At 68.0% G+C, this 15,713-nt stretch carries 13 protein-coding genes and 1 pseudogene; 6 read left to right on the forward strand and 8 right to left on the reverse strand.

Annotated elements, in window-relative coordinates; all coding sequences use genetic code 11:
• Positions 1-741: 741 nt before the first annotated feature.
• A complete protein-coding gene (locus tag KVT44_RS18485; RefSeq protein ID WP_217567822.1) occupies positions 742-2,709 on the reverse strand; it encodes an N-acetylmuramoyl-L-alanine amidase in 1,968 nt (655 codons plus the stop codon).
• A gap of 342 nt (positions 2,710-3,051) precedes the next feature.
• Positions 3,052-4,713 carry a M1 family metallopeptidase gene (locus KVT44_RS18490; protein WP_302832067.1) on the reverse strand — a complete coding sequence of 554 codons (1,662 nt, stop codon included), beginning with the start codon at positions 4,711-4,713 and terminating at the stop codon, positions 3,052-3,054.
• 219 nt (positions 4,714-4,932) lie between these two features.
• On the opposite strand from KVT44_RS18490, the gene KVT44_RS18495 reads away from it, so the two are divergent.
• A complete protein-coding gene (locus KVT44_RS18495) occupies positions 4,933-5,772 on the forward strand; it encodes a patatin-like phospholipase family protein (RefSeq protein WP_308314041.1) in 840 nt (279 codons plus the stop codon).
• Positions 5,773-6,210: 438 nt separating this feature from the next.
• On the forward strand, positions 6,211-6,714 hold the full coding sequence (locus KVT44_RS18500; RefSeq protein WP_217567824.1) for a CAP domain-containing protein: 504 nt from the start codon (positions 6,211-6,213) through the stop codon (positions 6,712-6,714).
• A gap of 41 nt (positions 6,715-6,755) precedes the next feature.
• Here the strand turns inward: KVT44_RS18500 and KVT44_RS18505 are convergent, their stop codons facing one another.
• A complete protein-coding gene (locus KVT44_RS18505; protein ID WP_217567886.1) occupies positions 6,756-7,478 on the reverse strand; it encodes a hypothetical protein in 723 nt (240 codons plus the stop codon).
• A 204-nt stretch (positions 7,479-7,682) separates the two neighbouring features.
• Here KVT44_RS18505 and KVT44_RS18510 point away from each other — a divergent pair, with 204 nt between their 5' ends.
• A complete protein-coding gene (locus KVT44_RS18510) occupies positions 7,683-7,865 on the forward strand; it encodes a hypothetical protein (protein ID WP_302832068.1) in 183 nt (60 codons plus the stop codon).
• Positions 7,866-8,546: 681 nt separating this feature from the next.
• On the opposite strand, the gene KVT44_RS18515 is transcribed toward KVT44_RS18510, so the two are convergent.
• The 4 genes and pseudogenes from KVT44_RS18515 to KVT44_RS18530 form a co-directional block, all read right to left on the reverse strand.
• Positions 8,547-8,987 carry a hypothetical protein gene (locus KVT44_RS18515; protein WP_217567825.1) on the reverse strand — a complete coding sequence of 147 codons (441 nt, stop codon included), beginning with the start codon at positions 8,985-8,987 and terminating at the stop codon, positions 8,547-8,549.
• Between the two features lie 643 nt (positions 8,988-9,630).
• Entirely contained in the window at positions 9,631-10,029 is a 399-nt protein-coding gene (locus KVT44_RS18520) for a hypothetical protein (RefSeq protein WP_217567826.1), read from the reverse strand.
• A gap of 392 nt (positions 10,030-10,421) precedes the next feature.
• Positions 10,422-11,426, reverse strand: coding sequence for a DUF6215 domain-containing protein (locus KVT44_RS18525; protein WP_217567827.1), 1,005 nt, complete (start codon positions 11,424-11,426; stop codon positions 10,422-10,424).
• A 277-nt stretch (positions 11,427-11,703) separates the two neighbouring features.
• Positions 11,704-12,697, reverse strand: a pseudogene (locus KVT44_RS18530) (hypothetical protein); the annotation flags it as partial.
• Positions 12,698-12,969: 272 nt separating this feature from the next.
• Between KVT44_RS18530 and KVT44_RS18535 the strand changes: the two are divergent.
• From KVT44_RS18535 to KVT44_RS18545, 3 genes are read left to right on the forward strand one after another with little or no spacing between them, the layout of a single operon-like run.
• Positions 12,970-13,521, forward strand: coding sequence for a bifunctional DNA primase/polymerase (locus KVT44_RS18535; protein ID WP_217567878.1), 552 nt, complete (start codon positions 12,970-12,972; stop codon positions 13,519-13,521).
• Complete coding sequence (locus tag KVT44_RS18540; RefSeq protein ID WP_217567828.1) at positions 13,511-13,819, forward strand: hypothetical protein; 309 nt, start codon at positions 13,511-13,513, stop codon at positions 13,817-13,819. Before KVT44_RS18535 ends, KVT44_RS18540 begins: the two co-directional genes overlap by 11 nt.
• Before the next feature lie 4 nt (positions 13,820-13,823).
• A complete protein-coding gene (locus KVT44_RS18545; protein WP_217567829.1) occupies positions 13,824-14,147 on the forward strand; it encodes a hypothetical protein in 324 nt (107 codons plus the stop codon).
• Positions 14,148-14,580: 433 nt separating this feature from the next.
• On the opposite strand, the gene KVT44_RS18550 is transcribed toward KVT44_RS18545, so the two are convergent.
• On the reverse strand, positions 14,581-15,627 hold the full coding sequence (locus tag KVT44_RS18550) for a macro domain-containing protein (RefSeq protein WP_217567830.1): 1,047 nt from the start codon (positions 15,625-15,627) through the stop codon (positions 14,581-14,583).
• Positions 15,628-15,713: the final 86 nt, after the last annotated feature.

The raw sequence follows: 15,713 nt of genomic DNA on the forward strand, positions 1-15,713 counted from the left end.
CCAATACGGTCGACGCCCTGTACGCGCGCTTTTCGATGGCCGGAGCGAGTAATCCGGAAGCCATGAGGTCGGGATCTGTTGTCCGGTCACGAAACCGGCCCGGTCACAAGACCGTTGACTCAGTCTTAGCCGCCCATCCGTGGGGCTGCCACTCGAACCGGATCGTGTCGGTATGGCACTGGCCTTCGACGGCGTCAGGGGGTTCTCGCCGCTGACGCCCGATGCCCGCGGCACAGAGCGGTCGCCGCCCGTTTTCACTCCTCGTCCACGATCCCGCCCGACGGGCCGGCGAGGAGTTGCGCACGGGATTCGCCTTACTGCGTACGAGTGGCGTGTACCTGTTCCGGAACGGCGGGCGGACGCCACCGACGGGGTCGCGGACGCGGACGCGGACTCGGACTCGGACTCGGACTCGGACTCGGACGCGGAGGACTCTGGGCAGGCGGGGATCTGTGGGGACGTGGAGAGTTGTGAGGACGTGGAAAGTTGTGGAGACGTGGAGGAGGGGCGCGGCGCGCGGCCGGGCCTCCGGCCGCTCACGGGCGCGAGGAGAGGGCGCGGGGGCGTCCACGATGAGAACTGCCGCCGGGCACCCCAGCACGTCTGAGCCGCCCGGCACACTGTCATGCCTGATCCGCCCGGCACCCCATGCATGCCTGAATCGCCCGGTACCCCATACATGCCTGAGCCGGAGGCGCCCACGCGACCGCGTGGGCGCCTCCGGCTCGGACCGGGACCGCGTTACTGCCCAGCAGGGGGCGCCGCATGTCCTGATGGCGCCTTCTCCGTGCCGGGTACACGCACCAGGTCCACGTCGCTCGCGCGGACGTAGGCGATCCGGTGGCCGAACTGGATCTCGTAGTACTCCTCGCGCCCCGTCACCACCAGGCTCGGTGTGTCGCTGAAGGTCGACCTGTCGATGTAGGAACCGACGGGCCGGGACTGTGCCACGTATCGCTGGCCCGCGAGGAGGGTGTACGGGAGCGGTGACTCGGACTGCTGTTCCACTCCCTCCGGGTAGGCCTCCTCCTCCGGGAGGGCACGCCCGAACACCGGGATCTCGCTCAAGCCCTCCTTCGGAGTCACGAACCGGCCGCTCGCGCCGACGGCCGTCGGATGGTTCTTCGGGTTCTTGAACCACGCCTTGTGGCCCAGATACCAGATCGCCGTCCAGTCGCCACTGCGTCCCGCGACCGCGTAGGTCTGGCCGGCGGAGACGCGCGACCCCAGGTCGTTGACGTCCTCCGTGGAGTCCTCGCCGTCGGGGCGCCGGCCCGGGTCCTGGATCAGTGGCGCGTGCTCGTCCGGCTCGGTGTGCAGGCGGACGGCGCTGGAGCCGTGCGGCGCGCACTTCACACCGCTCTTGGTGCACCCCGTGAACAGCGGCTTGTGGGTGGCGAAGTCCGGCAGCACGGTCACCAGGTCGCTGTCGGGCCCGGCCGTGGCACGCAGGGGCGCGCCGAGGAGATCGAAGTAGTGCCGCCAGTCCCAGAAGGGGCCGGGGTCGTCGTGCATGTCGGGGATGCTCGAGGCGGTCGGCGACGCCACGTTGTCATGCCCGAAGATGTGCTGCCGGTCGAGCGGGATGTCGTACTTCTTCGCCAGGTAACGCACCAGTTTGGCCGAGGACTGGTACATCTGCTCCGTGTACCAGGCGTCGGGCCGTCTGAGGAACCCCTCGTGCTCGATGCCGATCGAACGGGCGTTCACGAACTGGTTCCCGGAGTGCCAGGCCACGTCCTTGGTCCTGATGTGCTGGGTGACGTGGCCGTCCTTGGAGCGGATCGAGTAGTGCCAGGACGCCTCCGTCGGATCCTGCACGGTCTGACGCATGGACGGCAGGTCCGCCTCCGTGTCGTGGATGACGATGTACTCGATCTTCTGGTCCCTGGGCCGGTCGGCCAGATCGTGATTGCCGTAGTCGCCGTTGTCGTTGTACTCGACGTACGGCGCGGCGAGCCAGTCGCAGGTCAGCCCCGCGGGACACTCGACCTCCTTGGGCCGCCGCGCCGCCTGGGAGTGAGGGGTGCGGGGGTGTACGCCCGGGCTGGCGGGGAGGGTGACCTGCTGTCCGGAGTCGGTGGTGCGGTGCGCGCCCTTGCGGATCACCGCGAAGACGTTGTTCGCGTACTCCGCCGCCGACGCGGTGTCGCCCGTCCCCGGGAAGCGTGCCACCGCCTCCCACCAGTCCGCCGGGTTGGCGCTGAGAGGCTTGCCGAGCTGCCGTTGTGTCTCCGCGAGGAGCGCCGCACCTCCGCGTACGTTGGCGGCGGCGTCGGTGCGCAGCCGTGCCACCGGGGCTCCGATCAGGCCGGCGGCCCGGCGCAGGTCCGCGGGCTGCGCGGAGCGTCCGCCCGGGGAGCCCGCCGCCCCGGGCGAGGCCGAGGGCCCCGCCGCGGCCGCGGGCGGCTGGGCACCTCCGCGGTGCGACTCCGACGGAGCCGGTGTCGGGGACTTGCCCCTGGCCTCGGCCCGGCGGGCGTCGACCAGGTGCATCGGCCCGTAGCCGCCGAGGACGCTCGGGGTGCCCGGCCGGGCGTCCCATCTCGACTGCAGGTAGGACACGCCCAGAAGCACACTGCGCGGCACGTGGTATTCGTTCGCGGCGTCCGTGAAGACGTTCTGAAGCTGGCGGTCGGCCGATGTCCCGCCGGCGCACGCCGCCGGGCCGGCCAGCAGCGGCATCAGGAGCGCCGCGGAGGCGGTCATGCGGACTGTACGGCGGTGCTCACGTGGGGAGTTGGGGACACGGGGGGCGACACGTCTTCTCATCGCAAGGGTCTCCAATCATGCTCGTCGCAATCAGGACAAAGGAGTTGCCCTCTGCATCACCCCCCGTACGTTTCCGTGCCCGACACGCCCCGTCGCGCCAAGCGTCACTGGTGTGGCCCAGCCACCCGGCAGAGGCCACCCGGTCGGCGGCAGAACGTCCGCCCCGGCGGGGAGTCGGCGCGAGCGCGCCGCGGCGCGCGGGAGTCCCGTCGTACGGGTGCGCGGGAGTGCCGTCGTACGGGGCGCGCGGGAGTCCCCTCTTACGGGGGAGGTGACGGCTCAGTCCTGGACCGGGTCCACCCGCCAGTCGGGGTGTCCCGGCATGGGCGGGGTGCGGTCCCCGTACAGCCACGGAGTCAGGAACGGCTTCAGGTCTTCGCCCGCGACCTCGGACGCGAGCGCGACGAAGTCCTGGGTACCGGCCGCCCGCCCCTGGTACTTCGTCACCCAGGACCGCTCGATCTTCTCGAAGGTCCCCTCACCGACCTTCTCCCGGAGGGCGTAGAGCACGAGCGCCGAGCCGTCGTACCGCACCTGCTTGAACAGGGCGGCCTCGGTGCGGGGTTCGGCGGGCGCCCCCTCGTTGTGACGCCACTGGTCGTGCTGCTCGTACGCCGCCCGCATCGCGGACTCGATGCTGTCGCCGCCGTGCGCCTCGGAGTAGAGACGCTCGTAGAAACGGGCGTGCCCCTCGCTCAGCCACAGGTCGGACCACCGCCGGATGGCCACGCTGTCGCCGGTCCACTGATGGGTCAGTTCGTGCACGAGGTCGCGCTCGGCGTCGACCCGGTCACCCTGCAGGTCGCCCTTCGGCACAAGGGACAGCGACTGCGTCTCCAGCGCCACCGGCAGGTCCGTGTCCCCCACCAGCACGCCGTAACGGCGAAAGGGGTACGGGCCGAGCCGCTGTTCCAGCCAGGCCAGGTGCTCGGGCGTGAGCGAGCGATAGGCCTTGGTCTCGGTGACCAGGTCACCGGGGACCACGTCCCGGACGGGCAGCCCGTGCGGACCGGTGCTCTCGACGAACGTGAACTTCCCGATCGCCATCTGCACCAGCTGCGCCGCGACCGGTTGCTCGGAGTCGTACGTCCACAGGACCCGTCCGTCGGGCCGCGGGGCGCGCTCGACGAGCCGCCCGTTGGCCACCGCGCTGACACCCGGTGGAGTGGTGATGAGGAAGGTGATCGGCGCCCGCAGGCTCGGATGGTCGTTCGTCGGGAAGATCATCTTGGCCCCGTCGGGCTGCGGATAGAGCACGGTGCCGTCGGGCGTGGGCACCCAGCCGTAGTCTCCGATCGCGTCGCCGCGGTGCCTTCGCTGTGTCGGGTCGGCGGTGTAGGCGACCCGCACGGTGAACGCGCCGCCCTGGGGGATCGGCTTCGCGGGCGTGACGACGAGCTCGTCTCCGTCGCGCACGGTCCTCGCCGGTACGTCGTCCACGGTGACCGAGTGCAGCGTGTTGCCCGCGAAGTCGAGGTCGAAGCGGGACAGGGCCTGCGTGGCGCTCGCGCTGATGGTCGTACTGGCGTCGAAGCGCGTCCTGGGCGCCCGCCAGTCGAAGGCGAGCGTGTAGCGGCTGACCGTGTACCCCCCGTTGCCGTCGAGCGGCAGAAGCGGGTCGCCGACACCCGGGGCACCGGGGGAGGGGGCCGCGCCGGGTGATCCGGCGGAGGGGGTGGTGCTGGAGGGGGCGGTGGTGGCGAGGGTGCCGGGGCGGGCGGGGGAGGGGTGGTCTCCGTGAGGGAGGGCGCCGACGAGGACGACGGCACCGCCGATCCCGACGGCGCCGGCGAGGGCGAGGAGGAGCGCCGTACGGCGGGTACGGGGGCCTGGGAGACCACGGAGTCCCGGGAGACCACGGGGACCATGGGGTCCACGGAGGCTGCGGAGGCCACACAGGCGACGGAACTGATGCGGCTGCCGGGGGTCGTGGATCTCCATGGCCGCACTATGTCAGCAGGATCAGCCCATAACCGCCTATTTCAGGGCGCATCCGTGTCGGTCGCTTCATGGTCGGCCACCTCGTGTGGGTACTGCGATTGGGTACTGCGATTGGGTGCTGCGATTGGGTGCTGCGCGGAAATGGGGATTGCTCCCCGGTTACGTGCTAGCGTCAAGGCAAGAAACGGGGATCAGTCCCCGTTAGTGGGGAGGGTGGACGTGGCGGATACGGCGCTGGTGTTGGGCGGGGGCGGCCTGACCGCGTACGCATGGCAGGTCGGCATGCTGGCGGGGCTGGCCGACGCCGGGCTGGACCTCGGCGGCGCCGACGTGCTCGCCGGCACGTCGGCCGGCTCGCTGCTCGCCGTGGAACTGGCCGCAGGAGCGGCGCCCGCCGACTTGTACGAGGTACAGGTCGCCCGGAAGCGAGCCATGATGGAGGTGGACTTCACCTTCTTCATGACGGTCAAGTACCTGTGGGCGGCGCTCGGTTCGCGCGATCCGGCGACCGTGGTCAAGCGGCTGGGCCGGCTCTCCCTGAACGTGCGCGACGTGACGGAGGCCGACGTGTTCGACGCGATCCGTCCCCAACTGCCGGTTCAGGACTGGCCGGAGCGGCCCGTGCGGCTGTTCGCGGTGGATGCGCTCACCGGCGAACCGACCGGCTTCAGCGCCGACAGCGGCGTCGACCTGGTGACGGCGATGTCGGCCACGTGCGCACTGCCACCGCTGTTCCCGCCGATCACGATCGGGGCGGGCCGCTGGATGGACGGGGGCGTACGCTCCACGACCAACGCCGACTTGGCGCACGACTGCCGACGGGTTGTGGTCCTGGCCCCGATCCCCGACGTGCCGGGCGCGACCCCGAGCGCCTTCGATCAGGTGGCCGCCCTCGAGGCGGGCGGTACCCGGGCCGCCCTGCTGGTCCCGGACCGAGCGGCCCGCCGCGCGTTCGGCCGCAACGCGCTGGACGCGTCCCGCATTCCGGGCGCGGCCCAGGCAGGCCTACGCCAGGCGGCCGAGTACGCGGAAGAGGTCCGAGCCGTCTGGCACGGCTGAGCCTCGGCCGAGTTCGAGATCCGGGTCGGGAGCCTGCGATCACTCGAAGCCAACTGGGGCTCGGGACGGGACGATTGCGTGACGCGCCAGCCGGACTGAATGCCGTACCCACTGAACTCACCGCGACCGCACCCGAGTTACAACTTGGACGTTTCACCGCGCCCCCGACGGTGACGCCTCGCCACGGGGGCATGCGAACCCACGATCCCTGGCCCCGTGTCGCTGTGTCTCCGGTCGCTGCACGGGCACCCCAGGCATAGGCTTGTCGTACCGAATGCGGTCATGCGGCCGCCGACGAGACCACTTTGTCGCCGATGGCTGTCTGGCCACGGCATGAGTCGGCGGTGCGGCTCGCTTCCGTGGCGGCCGTGCTCCACGCCGACACTCCCCAGCAGGCCTTCTCGGCGCTGCTGTCTTCCGTGCGACCAGGGAGTCGCAATGAAGAACCCCACTCTGCTGCACCGTCGCGCCGCGACCATCGTCGCGGCGGCGCTGTTGACCGGTGGCACAATACTGACGACGGGCGCTTCCGCGACCGTCTCCGAGGTCAGCCCCTCCGATCAACACGCCATCGTCTCCGAGACCAACAGCGTGCGCCAGCAGGCCGGCCAGTCGCCATTGACCTGGGACGACTCGCTCGCCAATGCGGCCCAGGCCTGGGCCGACAACCCGGCATCCACCGAGGGCGGCAGCCTGCACCACGGCCCGATAAGCAACGCCGCTGAAAACATATCCTCCGCTCCTGCGACCCAGGCCACGGGGCAATGGGCCGCGGAGAAGAGCGCCTACGACGCCGACCCCAACCACGACACCGACAGCCCCGGTTACCGGAAATGGGGTCACTACTACAACATGATCAGCGAGAGGTACGGGAAGATCGGCTGCGGCACCAAGAGCGGCGTTCCCACCGGCTCGATCACGGTGTGCCAGTACGCGCCCTGACGTTGTGTGCGGCAGTCGTGAACACACGTGTCGGCCCGAGTTCAGTGTTCGCGGCGGCCGCATTCAGCCGGGTAAAGAGTGGATCCTGCGGACAGCGAGCCGGACGGGGGTTGCGTGAGTCGGACGCACGTGGCGCCGGAGGCATCGGTCATGAGGGCGTCGACACGGACCGCCGGAGCGGGTCGCATGAACGGCGGTGTGTGCGGTTCGGCCTCGGCCGGTGTGTCGAAGGGTGCGCCTTCGAGGACGGCGAGGGCGATCAGGGTGCCATCGGACTGGGGCTCGGTCTCCTCGACGGTCAGTCGCCAGTGACGCTCCGCCTCTGCCAGGAGGCTCTTGCCGCCGCGTCCGTGGGCGAGCAGTGCACTGTGATGGTCGCGTATGTGCCGCGCTATGGCGCAGCAGAGCGGGATGTCGATGCCATAGGGAGTGTCCACGCGGTTGTGGCCGGCGGCCGGGAAACAGTCCAGTGCCTCGGACAGCAGCCCGAGGGCCGCGTCCTTGATACGCCGCCGTCGGCCGTTTTCGACGAGGTCCAGCAGGATCGGAGTGGCTGCGTAGGCTGCCGGGAACACCATGGCGGCGTGGCCGCAGACGAAGCCACCGCCGGCGAGAAGGGCCGCCGCGTCGCCTGTCTGGTTGGCGGTGCTGGACACCGTCAGCAGTCGCAACGCGTGAGCGACACGCTCAGGATCGTCGCACTGGTGCCAGGTCGGGTTGGGTATCGCCGACCAGTTCACAGCATCGATGGCGTCAAGGGACACGCCCGCATTCGACCACAGGGCGAGCCATCGACACGTAAGGCGGCGACAGGCGACGCTCCGCCTCGATGGCGGCTCTTCCCTCCGGCCGTATGGGAGGGAGCGCGCGTCTCAGTATCGGCGGGTGCGGCAGGAGGCCAGGCCGCTCGCGCTCCCGTCGGACAGGGTGGAATCTCCCTTGGCCCGCAAGCCGTATCACCTGGGGCCATGTGCATCACTAACTGGCTCCGCGCCGGGCTTCCGGTGGCTGAGGTGGCCCACCGCGCCGGCAACTCCCCGGAGGTCATCCACCGCCGTTGTGCGGGCTGCATCGACGACACCGAGGAGGAGAACAACAAGAAGATCGAACAGACGATGGGGTGGGGCGGGGAGGGCGCCCCTGAGGCGTAGCGGCGCTCTATCGCAAGTCGCGATCAGTGCGTATCAACGACAAAGAGCCGGACTCAGTGGGACTGAGTCCGGCTCACGGACTTCGGCATTCGCCCTGGTCAGCGCATGATCTGTGCTGGTCATAGGCGAGTTCCCCCGGCAGGATTCGAACCTGCGCACACGGCTCCGGAAACCCCATATGTCTCGCGCGTTTCAGCAGGTCAGAGGTTCAGAGGGGGGCGCCTTTGTCGGTCCACGGATGGTCCACAGACCTGCAAGGAGACATGGACCTCGATGACTCCCAGAGCTCCATGGACCCGGTCCGACGATCACGTTGGCGCGTAAGCGACTGTGCCTCGCTACTCGCGTTCTGGCCCAGGGCCGCGAGGCACCGCCGTTGATGCCGTGTCCTAACCGCCGATTTCGATCCGGTTGTGCGACGTGCCTTGTTCCATGCCTCGACGATCAGCCGGCAAGAGGCCATGTTCCGCGACCCGGTCCCATCCGCCTTTGAGCCGACGCCCGTCGCGAAGCTACGGGCATTCCCGATCAGCCTTGCCGCTGAGGATCGCTTCTCCAGCTTGCGGGCCAGTTCGTCGAGCATGTTCGTCTTCACGGAACCGTCAAGCCGTCCTCGTCGACTTCAACCCCTCGCCGGGAGGCGTGGTCGGCTCGCCGGGCACAAGGGCATGGTGCGAGTCGTCACGACTTGGCCGTGCAGCCCTGTGAGCTGTAGGTCCAGTCGGCATTGTGCATCTCGATGGACAGGGAGTACGTGTGGTCCTCCGGCAGATCCCCTGTGACGGGTCCGGCGGTGTACCCCGCGGTGTGCCCCTTTGTGCTCGCGACGCGGCCCGTGCTCAGGTGCGCCTCCACCCAGTACCCATCGGACTCCGCGTCCGTCGCGTACAGGGCGTCACCCGGGTTGCCGCCGTAGGGGTCCTGGTCGAACAGCGCCAGGCCGACGTAGTGGCCGTCCTGGTTGTAGGCGACGGTTTCCCACTCGCTGGGCGATGTGAGGTGGACGCACTTGAAGGTGAAGGTCGGAGCCGCACTCGCAGTGCCGGCCCCGAGCGTCGTCGCTGCCAGGGCGAGCATCGACACGGCCGCGAACGAAGCGGCGGTTCTCCTCTTCCGAGCCATAAAGGCGCAACTCCCTTGCTCGATCTTGTATTTTGCTGCCCGTCTTTGATCAACGTGGACAACTTGAGCATCCTATCTGCCCTGGGAGTCCCGTCAGTAACCTGAGGGCCCATCAACCACCATGCGTACAAGGTGAGTTGGACTACAACCTGAAGCAATCCGATGTCCGATGATGACGCCAGCCGGTTCACCGGCGGGTCCTGTTCCCCCTGGCGTACCTGCGTCCTCCAGCCCGGCCCGATGCTTGGCGGTCCATCTCCCCCGCGAGAACCCAGGCGCTACCTATCGCGAGCACGGCTCGCAGCCCGGAGACAACGGCGCACACAGGGACTTCCAACGTTCGCGCGGATCGACGGGGAGAGTACTCCATGGGCATTGTTCGAGGTCATAGGTGGCGGAGCATCGATGGCTGAGCATCGATGGCTGAGCAACCTTCCAGGTGGTCAGCGCCCCTCGATGCGAACCATGGGCGCGACGGTCACTGAGGTCTGCTCGCCTGGTCAGACAGTCATGCGGGACTGCTGACGGTTGACTCCGGTCTCGATAGTTGCTGTACCTCACTGCTGTACAACAGCCAGGCCGTAGAAGAGGCTCGCCGCGGCTGCGGCCCTCTGATCGGGCACGCAACGAGCAGACGCCCACTTCAGCCAACCGCGATCGTGCAGTCCTTGGAGGGGACGTCGGCGAGTTCACACGCGCCGGCGTCCTGTTCGCCCTCAGATCGGTGTTGCTGCAGATACGCCGCTGTCGCACGAGTCCCGGCACCGAAGCATGTCGGATTCTGCACCACGATCAAGCTGAGGATCTTCACCCGGGTCGACTCCATTTCCCAACTTATGGAATTGAAGTACTCGTCATCATGGGCCGCCCGTTGCTTCTGCTTCCGGAACTGGCCGGCCCGCTTCTCGAAATCCTGGTTGGCCTGCTCACACGTCGCGGACCGCTCGGACGCGCCGTCGTGTCGCGTCGCCCCGACGGCATACCCGCCCAGGGCGAGTGTGATTGCTCCTGCGCTGCCCAACGCGATCATCGAACGCTTCATGGCCGGGGATCGTATACGCCCAGGTGAGGCCACTCGCCACCGGCGCACACCGGCCTGCGGTCGGAGCCAACCGGCCCATCGGCGTGTTGACTGTTCTCGACTCGGGGCCGTACGCCGCCGCGGCCCCAGGGCTCGGCCCTGGCGCCGCAGGCGCAGAGGGGCCGAGGCCCAGGGGCTGGCCCGCGCTTGCGCGGGCACTTGGTGCAGGGCTTGATGGTGTAGGGAAATTTCCACCGCGTTGAGAGCAGGCGCTTGCCGTCGTGGCTCCGTACTGAGAGCTGCGGAACGTCGTCGTTGTAGCGCAGTTGAGCCAGTAATAAAGTTGCACAAGGCTGATGCCGTCGTCGGCGGCGTGACTGGACCGATCTTTTCGCCGAGATGTTTTCGGCGTCTCATCGGACAGGTCGTTCGGGGATCCTCGGAAGAACCTTCTCGGCGATGTTGAGGAGAGCGCTGTCGTTCGGGAGGGCTCCGGACGTGCTCCACACGGTGATCTCGCAGTAGCCGCCTCGGTCATTACGGTCCAGGGCCACGGACAGCGTCCTGGCCAGGGGGCCTTGTTCGACCGGTCCGCCGGATCCGCCACTCCCGAGATTGATCTCGAGCTTCATGGTGTGATCCGAGGAGAGGACCGCGGGCCGACCGAGAACCTTGAGCGTCTTGATGTCCTTCTCATCCCCGAACTTCATCAGCTTCACGTACTGGTCGGTCGACAGCTCGTTGTAAGTGGCCGAGACATTCACGGTGTACGTGTCGAACGCGACCTCGGCCTCCGGTTGGGCGACCTTCCCATCAGTCAGAGGAGCGGTGTTGTTGGTGCTGGAAACAGTGGTCGCGGTCTCTCCAGGCGTTCCAAGGAGCTTGGCCAGGTCTGGTCGGTTGAGCGCCTTGCAGAGCTCTTCACCGGTCACAGGCTGGGGCGTGTCCTTGTAGGCCTTCGGAAGCTCCTCGTGTGCCTCGCCCGAACACGAGGCCGGCTGCGGGGCGTTGTCGTCGGACGGCATGAAGCGTGGGGCCACCCACAGCGCGGCCGCGAGTGCCCCGAACACGGCCACGGCCGCGACGGCCTGGCTCCATGCGTTGTGCTCCTTCTCCGGGGTGTCCGGGCTGGGACGCGGCCCGGTTCCGGCCTGGGCCTGGGGCTGGGCGGCAGCATCGACTGCCGCCCCGTCTGCGGAGGCTGTCGGACTCGGGTTCCGGCGTGCGCGCAGGGCCCGGATCACCGCGTGGACGCGTATTGCGGTGAACACGAGGAACACCACGCCGAGACCGGCCGCGACCCGATCGTGATCGCGGACGGCGAGATACATGATGCGTACGCCGAGAACAGACCCGACCGCGATGAGCAGGGGCTCGCGGACCCAGAACGGCAGGAGACGGAGGAGGAAACCGAGCATCCGGCGATCTCATCAGGACAAGATCACATTCGCCATGATGGAAGCCACAGTTCCGGGCACGTGCAGGGCCTGCCGAAGCAAGAGGCGCCAAGCCGACGGTCCCGAGATCGGCTATCGGGACGACAGCGGGTGCCAGGGCTGAGCCAAAGCTGCCTGATGTTCTGGACACTCCACTGCCCTGAGCTCGGACACCCACGCCACGCCCGTGCCCCGCCGTCCGCTGCCGGCCTTTAGGTTCCTGAAACCCACTCGCTGCTCACTCGCGATCAGTGCATAACTCTGGCTCGTCGCCGTTGTTCCGGCTTTCCAAGGTTCGCGTTGCGGCACTCAACACAGCCTCGCGGGCCCGGACATCGCCAGTACGTGCGAGTGCACGGGCCTCCATGGCGTGGAACTGGGCGCGCAGCGTCGGCGTGGCCACAGGAGAGATGCCCATGAGCGCGGCGCGGGCAAGGGTGGCGGCCTCCGTGTAGTGCCCCAGGAAAGTGGCCTGATGGCTCATGGCTGACAGGACGCTTCCGGCGAACCGACGATCGTTGGCGTCCTGCGCCAGTCGGAGCGCCTGGAGGAAGTACCGCTGGGCTAGGCCGTGGTGGCACGCGTCGTAAGACATCCAACCAGCGAGGAGCGTTGCCTCGGCGTGTGGAGAAGAGGGTCCGGCCGACTTGCTCGGTGTACCGGCCCTGTAGCAGTGGGTCGACCTCGTTGCTCAGGTACTGGATTACTGCGCGCCGTGCGTGCTCGCCCCCGAACTGGTCATCGAGCTGGGCGAACATGTCCGCGGTGGTCTTGATGGCAGCCACATCCCCCAGACCGACCCGGAGGCTGGCTTGTCGCTGCTGGGGAGTGGCCGGCTCTGGCGCCACCAACCAGCGAAGGGACGCTTCATTCCATGCTGGCTCGGACGGCTCGGCCTGGAGCAAGGGTTCGTAACCGTTGAGGTCGGCGCGCCACAGTTGCCCGACGCTTCTGATCGCGGCGTCTGGGCTGGCCGGGTAGCTGGCGTCCAGAAGCGCCGAGTCCTGGCTCCCGCCGTAGCTCAGACCGAGTTCAGCGGCGCTGGTGCCGTAGACATCGCACAGGAGCGGCCCGTAGAAGTCGTCCGGGAGACTGTGTCTGTTCTCCCAACTGGCGATACGCCGCTTAACACTGGCGTCCGAGGGGAGAGGCTGACCACGGCGGGCGGCTGCCTGGCGCAACTCGCGCACCAAGCGCGGCTGACTCCAACCACGGCTTGTACGGGCCTCACGTAATCGGATGCTTGTCTGCATCGAAGACGTGACCGTTCCCTCTCCGAACGTGCGCCAATACGACAACTCACTCTCACCATCGAATGTACGCGCTGGTAATCCCCTCTCGCGGACGGTAAGCAGAGATCGTTCCTTACCCGACGGGTGACGGGGGATGACGCACCACCGCTCGCTGCGTCATCCCCCGTCACCTCTCGTCATCTGCCCTGGCCAGTCCCCTGACCTCGACTCTGGACATACGGCGGCATTGAGGCCGCTACGCAGCCGGACCGAGGTGGGATGACGTGCAGAGGATGACCAGAAGGGGCATCGAGTGGCTGTCCGCGGCTGCCGACGATCCGGTGATGTGCCGTGCAGTATGGGCGGACGACCCCCGTACGCCGTGCATGCTGCCCGCCGGCCGTCTCTTCGACGTGGTGACGATCGAGGAACGCATCGGGCTGGAGGCCTTCGATCAACTTGTGTGCCGAGGACTCCCATTGGGCCCCGCCATGCTGGATCACAAGGCCAAGCGCGTCGGCTTCTTCCTCAGCTCTCGGAGCCAAGAGACTTTCGCCCACTTCCTTGGACGAGAGACCCAGACCCCTCCACCGCATCGATACCTGAGCCTTGGCTCCGCGGTAGTCGTTCCTGGCCCTATGCCTCTGTCCGGCGACCGCTACCAATGGCTCCGCGCCCCGGTCCGGCGCCCGGAGGCCAATCCCCTTCGTCCGGTCGCCCTGGCAACCATGCTCGTGGCGGCTGCCGAACTGGTGGCGCGCGTCGACCGGTACGGCGAGCAGTACCCCTCTCCCGCCGCCGTGGCCATGGCCCTTCCTGAGAGGACGGCCACCGATGCCGGATGACGCCTCCCAACGTCACGACGCTGCCCGGTGGTCACCGCTCGACAGCGACGGTTGGTACGCGGCCCGCAACGCGACCAGTGCTCTCCGAGACGCCTTTATCAACGCGGGCATGGAGAAGGACTTTCCCTACCTCCGCGCAGACCTCAACGCCTTCGGGCACGGCCTGGTCGAACTCGGGCGCGTGTCACCAGAAACCGCGGCGCGCCTGGCCGAACTACTGCGGCGCGCTTTGGCCTCCGGGCTGACCGTCAGTGATGAGTGCAGCCGGGCACCTGAGCAGCCGATACGAAAGGCCTGACCGCATGACCGACAGACGAGGAGTCGTCGCCAAGCGCGCCGAGAATCTGATGCCGGACGTCCCCTACGTCCGCGGCTGGACACAGGCCCGACGCAGCGCCGGCACCTTGGCCTCACTGCTCACCGACTTGGGCCTGGAGTCAGACTTCCCCGGCCTTGCAGCCGACGTGAACGTCTTGGGCGACGACTTGGTGCGCCTCGGAACGATCCGCCCAGAGGCGGCCTTGTTGCTGGCCGAGCTGATTACGTCGGGCCTCGCGGCAGAGATGCTCGACTCTACGGCTCAAGTGCCGACAGACGCCCTCAAGAGTCGGGCTTCTGCTGCCTGACTGACGCTGAAGAACCCCGGCTCGTCGCGGTCCGAGCATGCTCTCGTGACCAGTCGGCTCCGGCCCCGTCCGACTTCGTCTCCCCCTGGCGACCGTCGTTCGCGGCCTTCTCCTGTGCACGGCCTCCAGCTTGCCGCCCGGTCGGGACCGGCGTCCCAGCGCCGCAGTCCGGACGGAGCGGCAGAGCCGACCGGGGGGGGTGAATAATGCGTAGGTTCTGTAAGGCGAGGCGTGACGCTCAACCTTGCACCTAGCGCGAGTCATGTCTGGAAGTCACGGTAATAAAGGATAGTTCGGTGGTATCGAACTCCCACCGCATGGCGCCTGCCGAAGACTGTAGGGGGCTGGTAGTAAGCGTGTTGGGCCGTCTGAAAGGATGGCGACAGTGACACAACACCCTGAGTTGGTTCCTCAGCTTTGGAACCCCAGGTGATCAGTCCTCCGACGAGAGTGCCGGATCCGCGTCCAGGGCCGCCCTGCAAGCGGCGGCGTGCACGTCTGTGTAAGCCAGCAGGTAGACGACGCGGATCCGCGACGTCGCGTGTGATCGGAAGAAGCCCACCGTCGCCGCCAGCAGGGTGTCCACGGTCTTGTGCAGGTCGCTGTTACCCCCGCCGGTCCCGAGTAGAGGCAGCACAACCGAGCGCAGTGCCTCTCCGGCCGCGTCGAGACTGTCGATCTCGGCGAGGATGTTGTGGACGCACCGCTCCAGATTCATGACTTGGCGGTAACCGGAGCCGGGCTCCCCCTCGACGGCGGCGACGTGCAGGATCCGCCGGACCTGGTGGCTCTCCTGCAGTTCTCCCGGCCCGGTGACCAGCACCTGGCCAGCCGACACGTGCGAGCGGCCTGCCATGTGCTCGGCCAACTCCAGGGCGATGGTGTCGTTGACTAGGTGGCCGGCGTCGTCCCTGCGGCCGCCGTTGTAGCGGATCGTTGCGGAAATTGTGGGCTCGTCGATGCGCGACATCTCCATCCGGGTATTCTCTGGATTGACCCATACGTCCGTCCCTAGGACATTGGCCAAATTCCCGGTGATCATTCCGACCCGATGCCTCCGATCGCCGCGCAATGGCAGTTCGTACCTGGTGCACTGGGCGAGGGGGCGTGGGGCGTCTCCCGGCTTACGCTCGCTCAACTGCTTTCTGCGGAGCGCGACGTTTTCCCGAAGGGCCTTCTTCAGCTCCGCTGCCAGTTCGTCGCGTCTGCGCGTTCTGGCCAGCCATGCGAAGGACGCCATCATGAAGAACGCGGCGAAGCCCGCGGCGCCGCCGAGCCCGAACCCCAGCGCCCGGCCTTCGGTCAGCGAGTCTGGGAAGGCGGAGAACAGGAAGAGTGCCGCCGCCAAAGAGTAGAGAAGGATCACGGGCAACTGGAGGGCGTACTGCCGCTCGGCTCGACTGGGCGCCGACGACCAGATCTGTAGCGCGATGCCGGAGACGGCAAGGACTGCGGTGATGGCCAGGTGCAGCGGACTCAACGGTGGCATCCCCCTCGGCATCGGTGGCCGGTGCGCGGTCGCTCCGCGACGCGCCCGCCGGACGCCGATCATATGCACCGACTACC

It is taken from the genome of Streptomyces sp. GbtcB7, from assembly GCF_019091445.1.
Classification (GTDB): Bacteria; Actinomycetota; Actinomycetes; order Streptomycetales; family Streptomycetaceae; genus Streptomyces; species Streptomyces mirabilis.